Source organism: Leisingera sp. ABD4_442, assembly GCF_056160905.1.
The window spans coordinates 124689-144576 of sequence record NZ_JBSWYB010000010.1 but is presented as its reverse complement, the minus strand read 5'-3'; the positions used below and the strand labels follow the sequence as shown (position 1 = coordinate 144576).

Here is a 19888-nt window from a genome sequence, read left to right as displayed (position 1 = left end):
CGTGGGCTCGGCCTCATGGTCGAGGCTGATGCCGTCCTTCAGCTTGAGGGTGGTGCCGACAATCTCGAAGCGGGCGTCATCAACGCTGTAGCTCAGCACATCGCCGTCGGGATCGCTGGCCGAGACCGTGCCGATGGCGGCGCCCGCGGCATTCTCGGCGACCACGGCGTTATCCAAGGCCGGCTCATCGGGAGCGCTGTTGACTTCGGGTTCCTCTGGATCCGGATCAGTCGGGTCCGGGTCCACCGGGTCTGGATCAATCGGTGACGGATCCACCGGGTCCGGATCGATCGGTGTCGGATCCACCGGGTCCGGATCGGTCGGTGTCGGGTCTACCGGGTCTGGATCAGTCGGGTTCGGATCCACCGGGTCCGGGTCGGTAGGGTTCGGGTCCACCGGGCCTGGATCAGAGAGCGGCGGATTGCCGGTAGAAGCCAAATTCTGCGCAGGCCGGGACAGCGGCTCAATTTCTCTGGGTGAACTGCCGGAAGAAGCCGCTTCGGTTGATGCCATCGGCAAATCAAAGACGTCACCGGCGCCATCCCTGGGATCTTCGGAAAACTCTTGTGAAACACCCATCTGCTCAGGCAGCGTGTTTTGCAGGTCTTCCAATTGACTGGTTTTGGGCGGCCGGGGTGCGGATTGGTCAATCGAACTCTCATCTTCCTTCGGAAAAATGTCCCAGTCATCGCGCCCGGCCCGTTCCATTCCGGGATAATCCATGGTGCCACGGTGCAAGAGCGACTGCCGTTCACCATCGTCCGTACCATCCCCCTCACCGAACTTCGGTGCGGTGTTGGCAGTTTTTGTGCGCAGTTCGCGCTCCATTTCTTCGATGCGGTTTTCAACCGGTCCACCACCGGTCATTCCGGCGCTCCCAGCGCCGAACGGATTTTCTTCAGCCAATACGGCCTCCCTGGCAAACACTGCCACAAAACGCAAAACACTGAGCTTTGACGGAGGGGTGTTAAAGAACCGGCCGCCAGTAGCTTTTCATTTTGTTAATACCATCGGCGCACGCTGAGAGCGATTAATTAGATGACTCACTTGCTGTAAAATTGTCCCCATTAAGGCGCGTGTCTTTACCAGCGATAAAGGGGGATTCCGGATACTCAATCTATAGTGGTTTATTAGTGTTAGGGTAACGATGATGGGGAGACGCCCGCCAGATGCTGCCGCCCTTTGGGCAGGCATGAAAAGTCTTGATGCGGATTCAATCCTTTCGGCAATCGTGATCAACCTGTTCACGCTTGCGCTTCCAATAAGCATGCTGCTTGTGTTCGGCCGGGTCATACCAAATGCATCCCACAGCACATTGTTTGGAATATTCCTGGTCCTGATTGCCGTCCTGCTGATCGACTTCACCTTGAAGGCCGCCCGGACACACTACGTGCTGGAAACGGCATGCGCGGAAGGTGAACAGGCAGGGAAAGCCTTGTCGGATGCGCTGTTTGAGGGGTCGCCGGAAGCATTGGAACAACTGGGGCAGGAAGCCACGGTCGACCGCCTGATGGGGGTGCTCGGGTTGCGCCACGCGGTTCGGGAGCAATTTGTCAAGGTTTCCGTTGACCTGGTGTTTTCTGTATTTTTCCTTTTGATCATCCTGGCCTTGGGAGGCTGGCTGTCCATCCAAGGCAAACTGCCGGTGGCAGAACTGGCAGCCTGCATGCTGCTAACCGGGCGTGCAGTGCAGCCGGTGATCCAGCTGACGTTCCTCAGCGCCGTCAAGGATGATGCGTCCGCGCGGACCAAAGGGCTGGCAGAAGTTACAGGGGTGACGGACGCCGCGGCGGGATCTTACCGGACGGCCGCCACGGGCGGGCTCATCGTGCAGCACTTGACGCTCAGCCGCCCCGGTCAAATGGGGAATTGGTTTCAAGACATCAGTTTTGCGGCTGCGCCGGGCCAACTGGTTGCCGTCGACGGTGGGATCGGTTGCCGCAGCGGCGTGTTCCTGCAGATCCTTGCGGGTGAAACCCGTGCAGACAAAGGGACAGTGCTGCTTGAAGGGGCCGGCTATGCGGACCCGCATGCCCCTACGGCACCGCCAGGCCTGGTGTTCGAACCCCGGCAGCCCGTGGTCACGGATGGCGACATCCTGGAAAACCTCACGGCCTTCAATCCGGAAGGCTACACTGAGGCCTTGCAAAGCGCGGCTGAAAATCTGGGGATCAGCGGCCAACTGGCGCTGCTCCAGGAGGGTGTTCACAGCCGGGTTGCCCGCGACGGCCAGGGGGTTGGCAGCCCGGGCTTCTTCCGGCGCCTGTCGCTGGCACGGGCCTTTGCAGCGCAGCCTGTCGTCTTGTTGCTGGAGGATCCGTTTGCGGATCTGGATCCCAGCGGTGCCCGCGCGCTCGAAACTATGCTGCTGTCGCTGCGCGGCAAGACGACCTGCGTTTTAACCCGTCCGACGCAGGCGGTTCTCGATGCTGCCGATATCGTCATCCGGCTGGAGCCCGGCAAAGCGGATTCCAGTGGGGCGGCATGACACAGCAGGGGGAAAATCAGCTATGAACAGCATCAGCACCGGAATCGGGCAAAGGCACAGCGCGCAGGCTCTCCTGCCGAACGCAGCCTTGCTGGACTGGGCAACAGACCGCCGGGACGGGGCGGAACCGGCCCGTGCCGCGGCGCTGCTGGCGTCCCTGCTGCATCTTGGCGGCTGGGAAGCAAGCGAGGCACAGGTCCGGGCTGCCCTGCCGCACGCGCGGGACCGCTATGATGGCTGGGACCTATGCGATGCGCTTATTGCGCTTCGAGTGCCGTTCCTGCGTGGCAAGGACACTTCGCCGGCCGGTCCGGACGATCCTGAAATTGGTTTACTCATATCTCCGGACGGAAGCTTCCGGGTCTTTGGCTATCCCGATGGGACCGCCGCCGCGGCGGCCAGCCCGGAGGAAGCCCGGCTATCGGTGCTGCCATCCGCTGCCGCGAGCCGCAGGCCCGCCGCGCACAGCACTGCTGCACTGTTGAAAGGCGTACAGGACCACGTCTGGCCGCTTCTGTTTGCCTCCTCCGCAATAAACTTTGCCGGTCTGCTGGCACCGGTCTTTGTGGTGCTTGTCTACAACCGCGCGATCCCGGCGGGCGTGCCGGGGGTCATTGCGGTGCTGACCGCGGGCCTGTTCCTTGGGCTGGCAACCGAACTGGCGGTTCGCCGGATCCGCAGCCGCACGCTGGTCAGCCTGGCTGCGCAGTTGGAGCACCGGCTGAGCCTCGCACTGCTGGAAAAGCTGATGGCGCTGCCGGATGCCGCGCAGCAGCAGTCAACCACGCAACAGCAGCGGGCCCGGCTCAAGCAGTTCGAAACGGTCCGGGATGCGCTGGTGGGGCCATTGATGCAAGTTGGCCTGGATGCGCCCTTTGTTTTGATCTTTGGTGCGCTGCTGTTTTACATCGCACCGCCGGTTGGGTTCGCAGCGCTGGCTGCGGCGGGTGCGCAGGTTGCTTTCCTGCTGGCCTTCGCTCCGCATCTGCGCCGCCAGGAGGTGCGTGCCAACGATGCTGCACGGGAATGGCGCCAGCTTTGCGAGACGGTTACGGCGCAGCGCTGGCATCTGCGCCGGCTGAATTGCACCGCCCCTTGGCAGCGCCGGTTCCACTCTGCGCTCGGCAATGTCCTGAACGCATCCATGCGGCAGCAATACCTGATTGAGCTTTCGGCCCATGCCTCGCAGCTTCTGATCCTGCTTTCCGGTGTCGCCGGCGGGCTGCTGGCGTCCAGAATGGCGATCCAGGGGGAGCTCACCATCGGCGGCTTCGTCGCCCTACTTGTGGTGATCTGGCGGTTTCTGTCACCAGTTCAGTCGCTTGCGAGGGCAGCCGGACAGGCGATGGCGGTCCGTCAAAGCCTGCGGGATATCGACCGGGTGCTGGCTCAGCCGGAAGAGCTGCGCCGCGACGCAGCCCCCCGGACCGCACCGTCTGTTGCAGCACCGGTGGTTGTGGAGCAGGCAGCGCTGCGGCTGCCTGGCGGCAGCGATCTGGTTCTGGCCGGGGCGAGTCTGATGCTGCAACCGGATGAAATAACGGTATTATCGGGCGCAAACATGTCCGGAAAGACCCTGCTGGCAGAAACCCTCGCCGGGTTGCATCAGCTTGTTGCGGGGCGGGTTTTGTTCAATGGCACCGACCAGCGGCAGATCCCGGTCGATGACTTGCGCCGGGCCATTGCCTTTGCCCCACAGCAGCCGGCCTTTGTCTATGGCACCATCTGGCAGAATTTCGAACTGGCGCTGCCCGGCGTTTCCCAGCGGCAGGTCCTGGATGTTCTTGAGGAAACCGGGGTGCAGCGCGAAGTCGGCGCCTTGCCGGAGGGCATGGACACCCGCCTCACAGTCGAGGCCTGCAGCCGCTTGCCGCATGAATTGCTGCAGGGCCTGTCCGCGGCGCGGGCGCTGCTGCATCCCGGCCCGGTCCGCATTTTCGATCAGCCGTGCGAGGGGCTGGCCTCCGGCCATGCCAGCCTGATCCGCGCCGCGATTGCCCGGCGGCGGGCGGGCAGCGCCACACTGCTGGTTTCGAACCGGCCCGAGGATCTCGCTTTGGGCGACAAGTTCTCAGTCTTGCAGCAAGGGCGGACAGTGCTGAACGGTAAGGGCCGCAAGGGGCGGGAAAAGGTTTCCGCATACCTGTTCGGCCCTCATGCCAGCGGCGATCGGTAAGGAGAACGCGAGATGGAACAGAGGTCAACAGCCTTTTGGACACCAAGCCTGGATGAGGCGAAAAAGCGTGGACTGAATGTCATCCACACGCCAGTCACAGGCACGGCCCGCCAGGTGGCGCGGATATTGATGGCTGCGCTGCTCGCGGCGGCGGTTTGGGCCTGGCATGCGGAATTGCCTGAAATGACCTATGCCAAGGGGCGTATCGTACCTTCGTCGAACGCCCGCCCGGTAGAACATCCCGATGGCGGTGTTCTGGCCGAAATCCTTGTGCGCGAAGGCGACTTCCTGGAGGCGGGCGCTCCGGTCGCCCGCCTTTCGGCACGCTTGCTGACAGAAGAACAGGGGCAGCTGTCCCTGCGGGAAACTGCCTTGAAGCGGGACACGGTCCGCTTGCAGGCAGTTGTGGCGGTGATCAGCGGCACCTTATCCGCGAGCGCAGCCCGTGGCCAATTGGAACCGGGGCACAGGCTGCTGGTGCAGCTTGATGCGTTTGAGGCCAGCCGTGTCCGCCATCAGGCCAGAGTTCAGGAGCTGGAGCGGGCGCTGGGAATCCGTAAGCAAATCCTCGACAATGCGCGCCGCCGGGAAGAAGCCTTTGCAATCGAGCAATCTGCCGCAAGCACCCTGCACCGCAAGGGGCTGCTCAGCACCACCGCGCTGAGCCGTCTGCGTGCTCAGACCCTGGAGATCGAAGGCGATCGTTTGCGCGCCTTCGCTGCGCTGGCAGATGGCGAGCGCAACCTGCACGAGGCCCGCCGCCAAGAACAGGAATTTGTCGCGGGGATCAAGGACAGCCTGCTGTCGGAACTGGAGGCAGAGGAAGAGGCTCTGGCATTGGTCGCCCAAGCCCTGGCAGACAACGCTGCACGGCAACAGAGGCTGACGATTCTGGCAACGGTGCCGGGAATTGTTCAAAAGCTGCATGTCACCGGACCGGGCGAGGTTATTGCCCCAGGTGAGCCGATTGCCGAGATTCTGCCAACCCAGGACCGCCTGATCGCCGAAGTGGAAATCCGGCCGGAGGACATCGGCCATGTGGCGGTGGGTGATCCGGTTGAACTGAAGTCGACGACTTTTGATCCCAGGCGGTATGGCGTGCAAGCAGGTGAGGTGTTCGAAATCTCGCCAAACTCACGCCTCAATGACCGCAAAGAGGCTTACTTCGAGGTGCGGATTTCCTTTGCAGATGACAAAGCGCCAGGAGCGGCCCTAAGCCGCCGCTTGACTGCCGGAATGGAAGTCAATGCAGCGATCCGGACTGGCGAACGTACCGTGCTTGACTATGTGCTTTCGCCCATAACCGAGCCGATTGGGCGCGCCTTCCGGGAACGCTAATCACCACGACCGCAAACCTGATCTTAGCGGAAAGGCGGCTTTCCTCCTGATCCGGCCAAGGCCCTGACATGATCGAGCTGAACAAACTTGTTGATGCTAATGCCGAACTTGCTGAGATGGATGTCGAGGCGGTAGTGAATGTCGGCTTCCTGGAGCGGATGGGCTTTGAATGTTGCTCACGCCGGGCACTGGTCATTGAGCTCATGATTGGGGCATTCGAGTTGTGCCGGAGGCGCTGAAAGGAAATCGCCACGCTCGAGATGATCTAGAAAGCGTTCAAGAAGGGCCCCAGTCTCCCCAAAGCCCTATCACCCTTCACTGCGCCAGACTGCCGGAACATCGCCGAACGGGCGAAACGCCTAGAGGTAATCAGCAAGCCATAGCAGATGCGGCTAAACCGAAAGCCGCACAAAGGGTTCGCATTCGCGGGCCCTTTTCTTGGCTAAGGGAAGGCTTGCTTTTGCCTCAGCGAGCAGAATAGAAAGCAGCAAAAAGTTGATTAAGAACATATTTTTGCGCCGTGCCGATGAGAGTCGAATGGGATGCAAGGTTGTGCCTCATTGGCACGAAGCCGGACAGCCTGTCAGCTGCAGTCCTTCACCGCCAACCTGGCCATCGCAATGATCGCCTCGCGTGTCTCAGCGACAGCGATAAAGCGGGCATTATGGCAGAACTTGGCCCCCTGCACGCCGGAAACCTTTTCCAGGGCGGCATCCGTCAAACCAGCCCAAGCCGCCGGCAGATCGGCACGGCTTTCGAAAGTGTCGCCGCTCTTACGGATCGTGGTCAGCGCCCAGTCGCTGCCGCGCGGGTGAATGACAAACAGAAGATGTGCCGCACCGGCCTTCTCGATGGCTGTACGGAAAGGCATCCCCGCCGGCAGTTCCAGGATGTGCGACCGCCCGGCCGCCTCGATGGCAGCTATAACGACCGCCTCTGCCCGGAGCTTGGCCGCCTGGCCCTTGACCGCAGCCTCGACAAAGGCGCGCGCCACCGGCAGTGCCGCGGCAAAGGCCTGGTCCTCCGCTTCCGGGCTGCGGTCGTCAAAGACCGGTTTCAGGCTTTCCAGCAGCACCGGCAAAGTCAGCGCTGTCAAAGGCCCCGCCGCGGATGGCTCCAGCGCCCCGTTGTCCATCAGGTCGACCGGCAGAACAAAGCTGCGGTCTATGCTGCCGTGGACTTCCTCCAGATCCTGCTCCAGCACCTCCAGGTCACGCAGATAGGCGTGGCCGAAATGCTTCCAGATCAACCCGAAGGAGCTGTAGGGCAGGCCGTCCCCCCGCAGCGGATTGGGACGCTGGTGATGGTCAAAGATCCCGGCCCTGGCATCATAGCCGCGGCCCACATCATAGATGACTCTGTCCGGCGCCGGCGTGATCCACTCCTGCGCCCGGCTTCGGACCAGCTTTGCCGCGGGGTACAACCGGCTGAGGATCACAGTCGACAGCAGTTCATCCGCATGAAATCCGCCGGAATGGGTGACAAGGTGCTGAACGGTCATTTGGCCCCCTGTGGCTGAAACGATCTGCAGACCGGCGGCCTGCGCTGCGCTCTCCTACCCGGGCACCCCTGCCAGATGGAAGGCCGAAATGCTATGTGCGAAGAAACACCGGTTGCAGCAGCTAGTGCTCAGGCCCGGACGGAGGTCTTTGGAGCTAAATATGGCAGGCGCACCGCCACCTTCCCTTTTTGTACCGCTGTGAACCCAATTTACGGGCAACCGCAAACGGCAGCCTAACCTCAGTCCTTCACATCCCGCTTCAGCAGGAATTGGTTCTTAAAGTTCTTCAAACCAAACATAACATCCGCCTTGGCGATATCGTCGCTGGCGTGGATCTCATGCTCCAGAAACGCTTTCAGCGCATCGGCGTCATCGCTGACCAGCTCGACAATCAGGTCATAGCGTCCCGCGACCCAAAGTATGAAAACAACACGCGGATCACTCTCCAGCCGTTCTGCCACCTGCCGCGGGGTAACACCGGCCGCCACGTTCAGCCCGATCATCGCATCGGTGGTGTATTCCGTGGCCACCGGGTCCGACATCGCCACGATCCGCAGCATGTTGTTTTCCCTCAGGCCGCTCACCCGGTTGCGGATGGTGCCTTCGGAGACGTCCAGTTTTTGGGCAATTTCCGAAAAGGCCATCCGCCCGTCCTGCTGCAGCAGCCGGATGATCTGCTGGTTCAAATCATCCCCTGGAGAGCGGATGCTTTGACTGGCGCGCTTGCTGCGCGCCGATGATTGCTGCTTGCCTGCCATCTGCCTGCTGCCCGGTTACTGTATCCGCAGCCGATCATAGGCACCCACAGCGGAATCCGCAAACCACTCATGCAGAAATACAAGCAGCCGGAGGTCCAGACACCCGCGGTTTACCCTGCCACACCAAGCAATCCCGGCGGCAGGCACGAAATCCGGCTTTTTCCCTTGCTATACATTGCGATTCCCGGCTGCAACATGGCCACCCCATGCGAATTTCGCACCCTCATGGCGTTTTCTGAACAGCACTCTCCTGATTCTTGCCTGAAAATTCCGCAATGTAACGAAAATCGTAAAAAACTGTTGCCAAAGCACACGATTTTCGCAAGCATGATGTTCAATCCCTGCGAATGGCGCAAATCCCAATAGGGGCAGCCGGCACAGGGACAGTTTCCATGCACACACCCCCAAGGGCGTGCAGCATGTGGCAGTGTCGAAGGGAGGACGAATGACAATTGCCGAAGAAAAAACGCGGGTAGCCGGCGGGCCGCAGCATGGCCTGACTGCAGACGCCTACCGCAGCGAAGACATCTGGCAGCAGGAATGCCGGACGGTCCTGTCACAGAATTGGGTGTTTGTTGGGTTTGCGCATCAGATCGCCAATCCGGGCGACGCCAATCCGGTCAGCTGCGCAGGCCTGCCACTGCTGACGGTGCGCGCCCAGGACGGCAGCATCCAAGTGTTTCACAACGTCTGCCTGCACCGCTGCATGACCTTGGTCGACAAGCCCAAGAATGTGGGCAAGCTCATTCGCTGCCCCTACCACGCCTGGGCCTACGACCTGGAAGGCCGCCTGCGCGCAGCGCCGCACTTCGCCGGCACCGGCAAGCAGGAATTTGACGGCTTTGACCTCAAGGAGCACCGCCTGAAGCCGGTCCGCACCCATGTCTGGCACGACTGGATCTTCGTCAACCTGGACGGCACAGCGCCTGAGTTCGAAGACTATGCCGCGCCTTTGATCAGCCGCCTGGAAGGTATCGACTACGGCAAGCTGGAACCTGTCGGGCTGCTCGATTTCGGCGAGATCGGCACCAACTGGAAACTGATCATGGAGAACTTCATCGAGCCCTACCATGTCCAGTTCGTGCATTCCTCGACCACCGACCAGCCGCTGGAGGATCACTACACCATCACCGACGGCAACTGCATTGGCAGCGCCGTGGACCTGAAAGAGGAGATCGGCACTTCCGGCAGCCTCGGCGTCAGCTCCCGCTACCTGACGCTTTATCCCAACTTCATCCTGGGCCGGTATTTCCCCGACCAGCTGGGGGTTTACCTGAATGTCCCCATCGGCCCCGGCAAGATGCGCCAGTACCGCGCGCTCTACACCACCGAAGGCCAGCAGCTGACCGCCGAGGAAGTTCAGGGCCTCAAGGACCTCTGGTGGGATGTCCACAAGGAAGACCACGAAATGGTCGAACGCATGTACGAGGGCCGCAAATCCCCGGTTGCAGCCGGCGGCGGCCTGCTGTCGCCCGCCTGGGAGGACAGCGTGCGCGCCTTCCAGGACCTGATCGAACGCGATTTGGCCAGCGCGCCAGCGCAACAGTGAAGAACAAGGAACAAGACCAATGAGTGAACCCATTTCCAAGGGTTTCCGCCTGGCTCACACGATGATGCGGGTGATGGACATGGAGAAATCGCTGGAATTCTACTGCGGAATTCTGGGCATGGAGGTGCTGCGCCGCACCGACTATCCCGAAGGCAAATTCACCAACACCTTCATCGGCTACGGCCCGGAGGCAGAGTTCCCGACCCTGGAACTCACCGCCAACTGGGACCAGGAAGCGCCATACGACAAGGGCAACGGCTGGGGCCACATCTGCATTGAGACCCCGGACGTCTATGCCGCCTGCGAGCAGCTGGCCGCGGCGGGCGTCAAGATCACCCGCCCGCCGGGGCCGATGAAGAACGGCACCCGGGTTATTGCCTTTTGCGAGGACCCGGACGGCTACAAGGTCGAACTGAACGAGAGCATCCTGAAACACCTTGCCAGCGAGGGGAACTAACCCATGGGCGACGCACCTCAACTCTTCAAATTCGACCTGGTCCAGGAGCGCTATGACTCCATGGGCGACAGCGACACCTACATCAAGCCGATGGTCACCAGTGAATTCAGCAAGTCCATGTGCGGCGGTATCAATGTTCTGAACAACATCAAGGTGCCGTGGGACCTGACCTGCGACGAGATCATCTACTGCCTGGAGGGAACCTTCCGCCTGGTCTGCGACGGCAAGGAATACATCTGCAACCGCGGCGACGTGCTGTTTGTGCCCAAGGACAACCATATCTCTTACGAGGCGGACGGCAAATGCGTGATCTTCTACGCCGCCTATCCGCATAATTGGAAACAGCTGGCCGGGATCACCGAGGTACCGGGCATTGATCCCTCGGACTTCGTTCCGGGCTAACACACGCAACTCCTGGTGACTGGGCGCCCTAGTCTGACCCCGGGCGACGGGCTGCCCACCCCTTTTTTCCGCCAGGCTACTGCAGAAAACAAAACCAAAACAACGCTGACCGGCCGCGGGCAGCGAACAGAAAACGATTGCCTTTCCAACGGAGGAACAACGATGCTGAAGGCCAATCCCGAAGAGAAGATCTACTACGAAAGCTTCCACGACGCTGTGGAGCGCAACCGCCCGCGCATCCCCGAAGTGCGCGAACGCCTGGAAGCGGCCGGCGTCAAATACGTGATGGCCGCCTGGATCGACCTGCACGGCATCCCCAAAACCAAACCGGTGCCGATGAGCGATTTTGAGCCGCTCTGCCTGGGCAAGGGCCCGCAGTTCGCGGTGCATTCGATCTCCTTCGTGCCGGAGCTCAGCCCCGCCGACAGCGACCAGGTGGTGGTGCCGGATCTCGACGCCGTCTATGTCTGCCCCTGGGACAATTCGATGGCGATCATCTTCTCCGATCTCTACTGGGAAGACGCACCTTACAACGTCTGTTCGCGCCAGGCGCTGAAGCGCGCCATGCATGAGGCCAAGCTGGAAGGCTACACCGGCTATGCCGGGGTTGAGCCTGAATTCATCGTAATGAAATACGATGAAAACGGCCTGCCGGTGAAAGCCTTTGACGACGATCTGGGCAAGGCGATCAGCCCGCGCCGCCAGGCGTTTGGCTATGACGTGGAATACTCCATCGACTCGATGCCTTTCCTCAAGGACATGATCGACATCATCGAGGGCCTGGGCTGGAACCTGCATGACGTGGTGGCCGAAGGCGCCTATTCCCAGTTCGAGCTGGATTTCCACTATACCAACATGCTGGAGATGTCCGACCGGCTGGCCTTCCTGCGCATCACCCTGAAAGAGGTGGCCAAGAAGCACGGCATGTTTGTGACCTTCATGCCGAAACCGACGGTGGGCGACTGGCGCTCCGGCGCGCATATCAACATGTCGATGCAGCATGACAGCCGCCCGGGACAGAACATCTTTGAAACCGCCGATGGCAGCGACTGGTCGGATGAGAGCCGCTGGGCTGTCGGAGGCCTGATGCAACACGCCGAGGCGATCACCGCGATCACCTGCCCGACCGTGAACTCCTACAACGGCCTGGTGCCACGGGTGGGTGGTTTTGAGGGCGGCACCGTCACCTGGGCGCCGACCAATATCACCTACGGCTTCAACAACCGCTCAGCCCAGTTCCGGCTGCCGCAAAGCCGCCACTGCATCGAAAACCGCGCCTGCGACATGACGATGAATGTCTACCTGGCGATGGCGATGCACCTGAGCTGCGCGCTGAAGGGCATCAAACACAAGATCGACCCGGGCAAGCCCACCGACTTCGACCTCTATTCCAAAACTGAGGCCGAACTGCAGGAACTCGGCATCCGCCGCCTGCCCCGCACCCTGTTCAACGCCATCGAGGCGCTGCGCCATGACGAGATGGCCGAACATGTGATGGGCCCGGTGATGCGCAAATCGTTCCTGGAATACAAGAACGACGAATGGGAACGCTACCACCAGTCGGTCACCGACTGGGAAGTGCAGGAATACCTGCGCCTCTACTAAGCCCTCCCAGCAAAGGACAGACCCATGACCCAGGCCCTTCGGACGATACCAGCAACCCGGGCCAAGGACACGCGCCCGAAACTGCGGATCTTCGAGTTCAAATCGGATATCCCCGCGTCCTGGCGCATCACCCTCGGGGTGGCGGTCTGGGTCCTGTTCTTTGCCATCTGGCAGATCGCCGCCTGGTCCGGCGTGATGCCCGCAATCCTGCTGCCAGGGCCCGGCAAGGTCCTGACAGCGCTTTACACGCTGTTTGCCGAGAACGGTTTTCTCGGCGATGTGCTGGTCAGTGTCTGGCGGGTGATGTTCAGCTTTGCCCTGGCCTGCGCAGTGGCGGTGCCGCTCGGCATTCTGATGGGCGCGTTCAAATCGGTCGAAGCGTTTTTCTCCCCCTTCGTCTCGGCTTGGCGCTACCTGCCCGCCCCGTCCTTCATTCCCCTGTTGCTGATGTGGTTCGGGGCGGGCGACGCCCAAAAACTGGCACTGCTGTTTATCGGCGTGATCTGGTTCCTGATCACCCTGATTGCCGACCACACCAAGGCGGTGCCCAAGGATTTGATCAACACATCCGTGACCCTGGGCGGCTCCCGCTGGCAGGTGCTGCGCACCGTCGTTGTCCCCGCCGCCCTGCCCAACATCGTGATCGCCATGCGCCAAATGCTGGCGGTCAGCTGGACCTATCTGGTGATCGCCGAGATCACCGCCGCCGACGCCGGCATCGGCGCCATGATGATGCGCGCCAAACGTTTCCTGCATGTGGATCAGATCATGGCCGGCATCCTGGTGATCGGCCTTCTGGGGCTGATCTTCGACTACCTGCTGCGGGCGCTGCACCGCCGGGCATTCCAGTATCTTGACGAATATTCCTGAGGAGCCAGAGCAGAACCCGAGAACAACAGGCCAAACAACAACATGACGTCGCAAGGGAGGTATCGTGACGATGACCAAGAAACTGCTGAAATCCGCCAGTGGCTGCATTGCAGCCCTCGCACTGGCAAGCGCCGCCGCCCCCGTATGGGCCGCAGAAAGCGTCAAGATCGCGGGCTTCACCTGGCCGGGCTACGGATTCTGGCACATCGCGGCAGAAAAGGGCCTCGCCCCGGATCTGGACATTCAGTACCAGACCATCGAGGACCCCTATGAAAGCTTCAACCTGGTTGCCGCCGGCCAGCTTGACGTGGTCTCCTCCACCGCCGAATTCACCCCTGTCGGCGTCGAGCGCGGCCTGCCGGTCAAGCTGGTGGCCTTTGGCAACCTCTCGAACGGCACCGACAAGGTCGTCGCGGGTCCCGGCATTGAAAACGCCGCCGACCTGGCCGGCAAAGAGGTTGCGGTGCTCGAAGGCGGCCTGGCGCAGATCTATGTCGCCATGTGGCTGGAGCAGAACGGCGCCGCCTATGACTCCGTCGTCTACCGCAACATCATCGCCGACGATGCCTTTGCGGCGATGATCGGCGGCGGCGTGGCGGCCTCAGAGTTCTGGGAACCCTACGGCACCAACACGCTGAAAGCGCTGGAAGGTTCCAGCATCCTGACCCAATCGGACGAACCCTTCTGGCTGAAGAACGCCGTTGTCGCGGACGGCCACTACATGAGCAATGCGCTGATCAACGACCGCCGCGATGTGGCCCTGAAGACCATGCAGGCCATGTATGACGCCATTGCCTGGTGGAAGCAGAACCCAGCCGAGGGCAACGAGATCATCGCCAAGGGCATGGGGATGAGCATCGCCGACGTCGAACTGGTGCTGGGCAAGGACGGCACTTCGCTGGATGGCGGGCTTTATGTCTATGACTTCATAGAAGCGGCGCAATTCTGCGGCGCGGCGCCGGGCAACCCGCCGTTTGAACAGACCAACGGCCAGATGTCGGACCACTGGAACCTGGTCAGCGAATGGTGGGTCAAATTCGGCCTGATCCAAGAGGTCAAGGCGCCTGAAACCGGCGTCGAATGCACCCTTCACAAGGAGCTTTACGACAGCGGCTACCGCGGCTGACCCACCTGACCTGAGAAGAGGGGCGCATCATGCAATCCAGCACCATTCTATCCGTCCAGAATGTCTGCAAGACATTCCCCACACGCGGCGGCGGGGTCGAGGCCTTGCGCGATGTGTCCTTCTCGGTGGCCCGCAATGAACTTTGCGTGCTTCTGGGGCCCTCCGGCTGCGGCAAGTCCACGCTTCTCAACATCGTCGCGGGGCTGCATACGCCCACCAGCGGCACGCTCAGCCTGGAGGGCCGCCCGATCCACGGCCCGGCCCGTGAACGCGGCATGGTGTTCCAAAGCTACACCTCCTTCCCGTGGCTGACCGTCCTCGAAAACGTCGAGTACGGCATGAAACTGAACGGTATCCCCAAGGCGGAACGCCGCGAGCGCGCGCTGCATTACATCGACCTGGTGCATCTGACCAAGTTCCGCGACGCCTACCCCAAGACCCTCTCGGGCGGTATGAAACAGCGGGTTGCCATCGCCCGCACCCTGGCCAACGCGCCGGAAATCCTGCTGATGGACGAACCCTATGGCGCGCTGGATGCCGAAACCCGCTGGCACATGCAGGAAATGCTGCTGGACATCATGCGCACCACCCAGACCACCATCCTGCTGGTCACCCACGACATTCAGGAGGCGATCTTCCTCGCCGACCGCATTGTTTTCCTGTCTGCCCATCCCGGCCGCCTGAAGACCATCCTCGAACTGGATTTCAAGAAGGGCAAAGAGATCCGCAGCAAAGAGGATCTGGTCGAGCTCGAAGGCTACCCCGAGTGCGAGCGCGAGATCATGCAGCTGATGCGCAACGAAGCCAGGCAGGAAGAAGACGCCTGACCCATACGTGAAACAGGGACTTCACGAATTCCGCAGGCCCGAACGGGCCGCAAAACCGCACTTGCGGCAAACGCAAGGCACAAAACTCCCGACAGGAAGGAAAGACACATGCCAATAAAGCCACCGATGACGGATCTGCACATAGACACCCATGACGAGGGGTTCTACCGCGGTTTCAACAGGATGGTTGCCCTGGGCTCCAAGATCGCCATCGGCCTCTTGATCCTCTGGGCCGCGGTTTGGCCGGATCAGGCCGGCGCCGTACTGAAAAGCATCCGTGGCGCCATCGATGCCAATACCGGCAGCTGGTACATGTATGTGATGGCGTTCTACATCGTGGTCTGCGTCGCGCTGGCGGTTTGGCCGGCGACTGGAAGATTGAAGCTGGGCGCTGCGGACGAGAAGCCGGAGTTCTCCAATTTCTCCTGGTTTTCCATGATGTTCGGTGCAGGAATCGGCATCGGCATGCTGACCTACGCCACCGCCGAACCGATCTACCACTTTGCCACCAACCCCGACGTGATCCAGGGCCAGGCAGAAGGCTCCACTGCCGGCAGCGTTCGGTCCGCCTACAAATGGTCCTTCATGCACTGGGGTTTTTCCGCCTGGGGCTGCTACGCGATTGTCGGCCTGGCGCTGGGTTTCTTCAGCTACTCCCGCGGGCTGCCTCTGACCATCCGCTCCGGCCTTACGCCGCTGTTCGGCAATGCGCTTTCGGGCCCGCTGGGCCATGTGATCGACATCGTCTCGGTGATTGCCACCATCCTCGGGGTCTCGGTCACTCTGGGCTATGGCGTGTCGCAATTTGCCTCCGGCATCTTCAACATCACCGGTGCTGAATGGATGATGGATGCCAAGGGAACCCCCACCATCACCGCGATGATCATCGCCCTTGGCATTGTGATGCTGGCCTCCACGCTGTCTGCGCTGTCCGGCGTCGGCAAGGGGATCAAGTGGCTCTCCAACATCAACATGGGGCTGTCCTTCTTCCTGCTCGCCTTCTTCCTGATCTTCGGCTCGACGATCTTTGCGCTCAAGAGCCTGTTCATCGGCCTCTGGGATTATCTGATCGCCTTCCCAGCCATGGCGGTCACGGTCTGGAAGGGCGACGGCGTCGCAGACAGCCTTGCCACCCAGCTGGCCGGCTGGCAGGGCGGCTGGACCATTTTCTACTGGGCCTGGTGGATTGCCTTCGCCCCCTTCGTCGGGTTGTTCCTGGCCCGCATCTCGCGCGGGCGGACCTTCCGCGAGTACGTTCTGGGCGCGATGATCGTGCCGTCGCTGATGTGCTTTGTCTGGTTCACCTTTGTCGGCGGCACCGCCATTGACCTCACCCTGAACGGCGATGCAGGCGATGCAATCACCAGTGCCGGCATCTCCTCGCAGCTGTTTGCGATGATCAACCACATGCTGCCCTCCGGCCTGGCGCTCTTGATGACCGCCGTCATCGTGGTGCTGCTGCTCACCTATCTGGTGACCTCGGCAGACTCGGCGGTGCTGATCATCAACACTATCGCGGCCGGCGGCGACGCCCAGCAGAAACCCAAGATCCACATCATCGTCTGGGGCGCCGCCCTGACGCTGGTGATCGGCACCCTGCTGGCGGCAGGCGGCTTGGGTGCCATCAACACCGCGATGATCATCGGCGCGCTGCCGTTTTCAGTGGTGATGGCGCTGATGGGCATCGCCCTGTTCAAGGCGGTGATCCGCGACGGCATGCGGGCGCGCCACGGCGAGGACGCAAGCAGCCCTGCCGAATAAAACCCTGCCCCGGCTTGGGAACAGGCCGGGGCGCATCCCATTTTCATGAAAGAAGAGCCTCAAAATGCCGGACTATGAAATTCTTGCCTTAGGTGACTTCCCGCTTCTGTCAGGCGACGTCCTGAAAGACGCCAAGCTCGCCTATCAGACCTATGGCACCCTGTCGCCCGCGCGCGACAACGTCATCGTGCTGCCCACCTTCTACACCGGCACCAATTCCCGCAACGAGGGCTTCTTCGGCCCCGGCCGCGCCATCGACCCGGCAAAGCACTTCATCGTCAGCCCCAACCTGTTTGGCAACGGGCGCTCCTCCTCGCCCTCCAATACCCCTGCCCCGCAGGACGGCCCGCGCTTCCCGCTGGTGCAGATGTGGGACAACATCGCCGCCCAGCACAGGCTGATCCATGATCACCTGGGTATCGAACAAATCGCATTGGTTGCAGGCTGGTCCATGGCCGGCTGCCAGTCTTACCAATGGGCGGCGCAATACCCGGACATGGTTCAGGCGATCCTGCCGTTTTGCACCTCGGCCAAGACCTCGCCGCACAATTTCGTCTTCCTCGAAGGTGTGAAATCCGCCCTCTGCGCCGACCAGAACTGGAACGGCGGCAACTACACCACCCCGCCCGAGGCAGGCCTCAAGGCCTTTGGCCGGGTCTATGCCGGCTGGGCGTTTTCGCAAACCTTCTACCGCGCGCACCTTTACCGTCAGCTGGGGTTCGAGACCATCGAGGACCTGCTGCAGGACTGGGAGCAGGACCACGTGCAGGGCTGGGACGCCAACAACCTGCTGGCCAAGCTCGCCACCTGGCAGGCCGGCGACATCTCTGCCGGGCCACTCTACAACGGCAATTTCGAAGCCGCATTGAAAGCCATCAAGGCCCGCGCCATCCTGATGCCCTGCACCCAGGACCTCTACTTCCCGCCCGCAGATAACGAGCTTGAGGCCCGCCATATGCCCAAAGCCATATTCCGCCCCTATGACTCCCCCTGGGGCCATTGCGCCGCCAATCCGGGCAATGACGCAGGCTTTACCGCGCAACTGGATGCCAATATCCAAGAGTTGCTGAGCAACTAGCCTCGCAACCGCAAGCACCCTTAATCCGCCCTTGGCGGCAGCCGCCAGTCCCGGTCTGCGTGCACATCGGCAAGGTTCCGGAAACGGGTGCCTCACGCCTGGCTGCTGACCGCTTTCAAAACCGCAGCCGGAACAGGGTGCGGCCGATGTTCCGGTCAAAGACAAACCTGGATACGGAGCCGGTAGGTGTCAGGTTGCGGAAAACGCAACAGCCGCAACAGCAAGATACCTTCCGCCTTTCGCAATGGTCACGATAAGCGCAAAGCGCCAAAGCGGTTCACGCAAGATCCCCGCGGCCAGCGTCAGCGGATCTCCAATCACGGGCACCCAGGACCCGAAAAGACTCCAGCGGCCCCATTTTCCATACCACGCCGAAGCCTGATCCAGCCGCTTAGGCGAAACCGGGAACCAGCGGCGGTCCGAGAAATGCATGAGATACCGCCCCGCCGCCCAGTTGACGATTGAACCCAGGACATTTCCAGCCGTTGCCACCCCCAGAAGCAGCCAAGCCGGGTGGCTGCTGCCGATCAGCATTCCGGCAAGCACGGCCTCTGACTGTGCAGGCAAGAGCGTTGCGGCCACAAAGGCCGCCGCGAATAGACCGGCTAAGGCGGGCATATCAGGAGCGCATGGGCCAGCTGCGGTGCAGATCGTCTATGATAATCTCGTGCTTGTGGCCGCTGGTTCCGTGCTCCCGCAGGTGCGGATGATCAGGCGGCAGATCGTCGTGGGTATGCTCTATTTCCCCGGCTGTTCCGCCTGGCCACTGCACCAGGCAGGCCACGATCCCTGTTCCAGCCAACGCGGCCAGGACCACCAGCGCGGGGATGGCGCCGAACTGTGTCATCAGCCAGCCGGAAAGCGGATAGGTGACAAGCCAGCAGGCATGCGACAGGGCGAACTGCGCGGCAAACACCGCTGGCCTGTCCTCGGGGTGCGCAGAACGTTTCAGCAGCCGGCCTGAAGGGGTCAGCACTGCGGAATACCCGAAGCCCGCAAGCAGCCAGGCGGAAAGCAGAGCCCCCCAGTGCAGGCCTGATGCGGCAGTGACCACAGCGAGCCCCAGCAACGAAAGGATCATGAGCCAAGCACCCGACAGCATGACAGGGCGGTCAGGCACCCGGTCCAGAAGCCTCGGCAGCAGCAGCGCCGCCGCCATGGAGCCCGCCCCGAATGCGAACATCGTCCAGGCCAGCGCGCTTTCCGGCAGGCCGAGCAAACCGCGCACCAGCACGACCGAGTTGACCAGCACCATCGCCCCGGCCGCCGAAACCGCAAGGTTGAGCGCAAGCAGGCCGCGCAGGCGCGGGGTAGCCAGATAGATGCGTATTCCGCGCGTGGTACGGTCATAAATTCCCCGCGGCTGCGCGGCCTGCGGGCTCGGCAGCATCACTGAAACCACCAGAAGCGCGGAAGCGACAAAGCCCGCCGCAGTGCCCAGGAACAGCGTATTGTAGCTCATCAGCGCCAGCAGCAGCGCCGCCATTGTCGGGCTGATGATGTTTTCCAGATCGTAGGCAAGCCGGGAGAGCGAAAGCGCGCGGGTGTAGCGCGCCTCGTCGGGAAGCACATCGGGGATGGTAGCCTGGAACGTCGGCGTGAAGGCCGCCGAGGCAGACTGGAGCAGGAAGATCAGCACATAGACCTGCCAGACCTCGGACACGAAGGGCAAAGCCAGCGCCGCCCCCGCCCGCACCAGGTCAAGCACGACAAGCAGGCGGCGGCGGTTCACCCGGTCCGCAAAGGCACCCGCAACCGGGGCAATCCCCACATAGGCCACCATCTTGATGGTGAAGACCGTGCCCAGCACAATCGCAGCGCTGTCGCCCGCCAAATCGTAGGCCAGCAGCCCGAGTGCGACAGTCGCAAGGCCCGTTCCCAGAAGTGCCACAAGCTGGGCCAGGAAGAGGTGCCGGTAGGTGCGGTCAGACAAAACGTCCAGCATGGTTGCC

At 61.8% G+C, this 19888-nt stretch carries 19 protein-coding genes; 14 read left to right on the top strand and 5 right to left on the bottom strand.

The window, feature by feature from the left end:
- Positions 1-867: cadherin repeat domain-containing protein (locus tag ACXAHG_RS10745; protein ID WP_475057171.1), on the bottom strand; the 867-nt coding region annotated here is incomplete at its 3' end.
- A 325-nt stretch (positions 868-1192) separates the two neighbouring features.
- On the opposite strand from ACXAHG_RS10745, the gene ACXAHG_RS10740 reads away from it, so the two are divergent.
- The 4 genes from ACXAHG_RS10740 (at position 1193) to ACXAHG_RS10725 (ending at position 6241) form a co-directional block, all read left to right on the top strand.
- The gene (locus ACXAHG_RS10740; RefSeq protein WP_475057170.1) at positions 1193-2488 is read left to right on the top strand and encodes an ATP-binding cassette domain-containing protein; all 1296 of its coding nucleotides are present in this window, start codon (positions 1193-1195) and stop codon (positions 2486-2488) included.
- A gap of 22 nt (positions 2489-2510) precedes the next feature.
- Positions 2511-4664: an ABC transporter transmembrane domain-containing protein gene (locus tag ACXAHG_RS10735; RefSeq protein ID WP_475057169.1), complete on the top strand. Its 2154-nt coding sequence runs from the start codon at positions 2511-2513 to the stop codon at positions 4662-4664.
- 12 nt (positions 4665-4676) lie between these two features.
- A complete protein-coding gene (locus ACXAHG_RS10730; RefSeq protein ID WP_475039412.1) occupies positions 4677-6002 on the top strand; it encodes an HlyD family type I secretion periplasmic adaptor subunit in 1326 nt (441 codons plus the stop codon).
- Between the two features lie 68 nt (positions 6003-6070).
- Positions 6071-6241: a hypothetical protein gene (locus ACXAHG_RS10725; protein ID WP_475057168.1), complete on the top strand. Its 171-nt coding sequence runs from the start codon at positions 6071-6073 to the stop codon at positions 6239-6241.
- Positions 6242-6585: 344 nt separating this feature from the next.
- On the opposite strand, the gene ACXAHG_RS10720 is transcribed toward ACXAHG_RS10725, so the two are convergent.
- Both ACXAHG_RS10720 and ACXAHG_RS10715 read right to left on the bottom strand, forming a co-directional pair.
- Positions 6586-7503 carry an MYG1 family protein gene (locus ACXAHG_RS10720; protein WP_475057167.1) on the bottom strand — a complete coding sequence of 306 codons (918 nt, stop codon included), beginning with the start codon at positions 7501-7503 and terminating at the stop codon, positions 6586-6588.
- A 239-nt stretch (positions 7504-7742) separates the two neighbouring features.
- On the bottom strand, positions 7743-8189 hold the full coding sequence (locus ACXAHG_RS10715; RefSeq protein WP_475057165.1) for an Lrp/AsnC family transcriptional regulator: 447 nt from the start codon (positions 8187-8189) through the stop codon (positions 7743-7745).
- Positions 8190-8243: 54 nt separating this feature from the next.
- On the opposite strand from ACXAHG_RS10715, the gene ACXAHG_RS10710 reads away from it, so the two are divergent.
- The 10 genes from ACXAHG_RS10710 (at position 8244) to ACXAHG_RS10665 (ending at position 17936) form a co-directional block, all read left to right on the top strand.
- Positions 8244-8627 (top strand): hypothetical protein, encoded by a 384-nt coding sequence (locus ACXAHG_RS10710; RefSeq protein ID WP_475057163.1) that lies wholly within the window; start codon positions 8244-8246, stop codon positions 8625-8627.
- A 79-nt stretch (positions 8628-8706) separates the two neighbouring features.
- Positions 8707-9810: an aromatic ring-hydroxylating oxygenase subunit alpha gene (locus ACXAHG_RS10705; RefSeq protein WP_475057162.1), complete on the top strand. Its 1104-nt coding sequence runs from the start codon at positions 8707-8709 to the stop codon at positions 9808-9810.
- Between the two features lie 19 nt (positions 9811-9829).
- On the top strand, positions 9830-10267 hold the full coding sequence (gene gloA / locus ACXAHG_RS10700) for a lactoylglutathione lyase (RefSeq protein ID WP_475057160.1): 438 nt from the start codon (positions 9830-9832) through the stop codon (positions 10265-10267).
- A gap of 3 nt (positions 10268-10270) precedes the next feature.
- The gene (locus tag ACXAHG_RS10695; RefSeq protein ID WP_475039422.1) at positions 10271-10669 is read left to right on the top strand and encodes a cupin domain-containing protein; all 399 of its coding nucleotides are present in this window, start codon (positions 10271-10273) and stop codon (positions 10667-10669) included.
- A 162-nt stretch (positions 10670-10831) separates the two neighbouring features.
- Complete coding sequence (locus ACXAHG_RS10690; RefSeq protein ID WP_475057158.1) at positions 10832-12274, top strand: glutamine synthetase family protein; 1443 nt, start codon at positions 10832-10834, stop codon at positions 12272-12274.
- Positions 12275-12298: 24 nt separating this feature from the next.
- Entirely contained in the window at positions 12299-13144 is an 846-nt protein-coding gene (locus tag ACXAHG_RS10685) for an ABC transporter permease (protein ID WP_475057156.1), read from the top strand.
- Between the two features lie 70 nt (positions 13145-13214).
- Entirely contained in the window at positions 13215-14270 is a 1056-nt protein-coding gene (locus tag ACXAHG_RS10680; RefSeq protein WP_475057155.1) for an ABC transporter substrate-binding protein, read from the top strand.
- 29 nt (positions 14271-14299) lie between these two features.
- On the top strand, positions 14300-15097 hold the full coding sequence (locus ACXAHG_RS10675; protein WP_475057153.1) for an ABC transporter ATP-binding protein: 798 nt from the start codon (positions 14300-14302) through the stop codon (positions 15095-15097).
- Between the two features lie 108 nt (positions 15098-15205).
- Positions 15206-16858, top strand: coding sequence for a BCCT family transporter (locus tag ACXAHG_RS10670; protein WP_475057151.1), 1653 nt, complete (start codon positions 15206-15208; stop codon positions 16856-16858).
- A 64-nt stretch (positions 16859-16922) separates the two neighbouring features.
- Positions 16923-17936 carry an alpha/beta fold hydrolase gene (locus tag ACXAHG_RS10665; protein ID WP_475057149.1) on the top strand — a complete coding sequence of 338 codons (1014 nt, stop codon included), beginning with the start codon at positions 16923-16925 and terminating at the stop codon, positions 17934-17936.
- A 189-nt stretch (positions 17937-18125) separates the two neighbouring features.
- Here the strand turns inward: ACXAHG_RS10665 and ACXAHG_RS10660 are convergent, their stop codons facing one another.
- Positions 18126-18554, bottom strand: coding sequence for a YqaA family protein (locus ACXAHG_RS10660; RefSeq protein ID WP_475057148.1), 429 nt, complete (start codon positions 18552-18554; stop codon positions 18126-18128).
- 1 nt (position 18555) lies between these two features.
- Positions 18556-19881, bottom strand: a complete 1326-nt coding sequence (locus ACXAHG_RS10655; protein ID WP_475057146.1) for an MFS transporter — start codon at positions 19879-19881, stop codon at positions 18556-18558.
- Between the last annotated feature and the right edge of the window lie 7 nt (positions 19882-19888).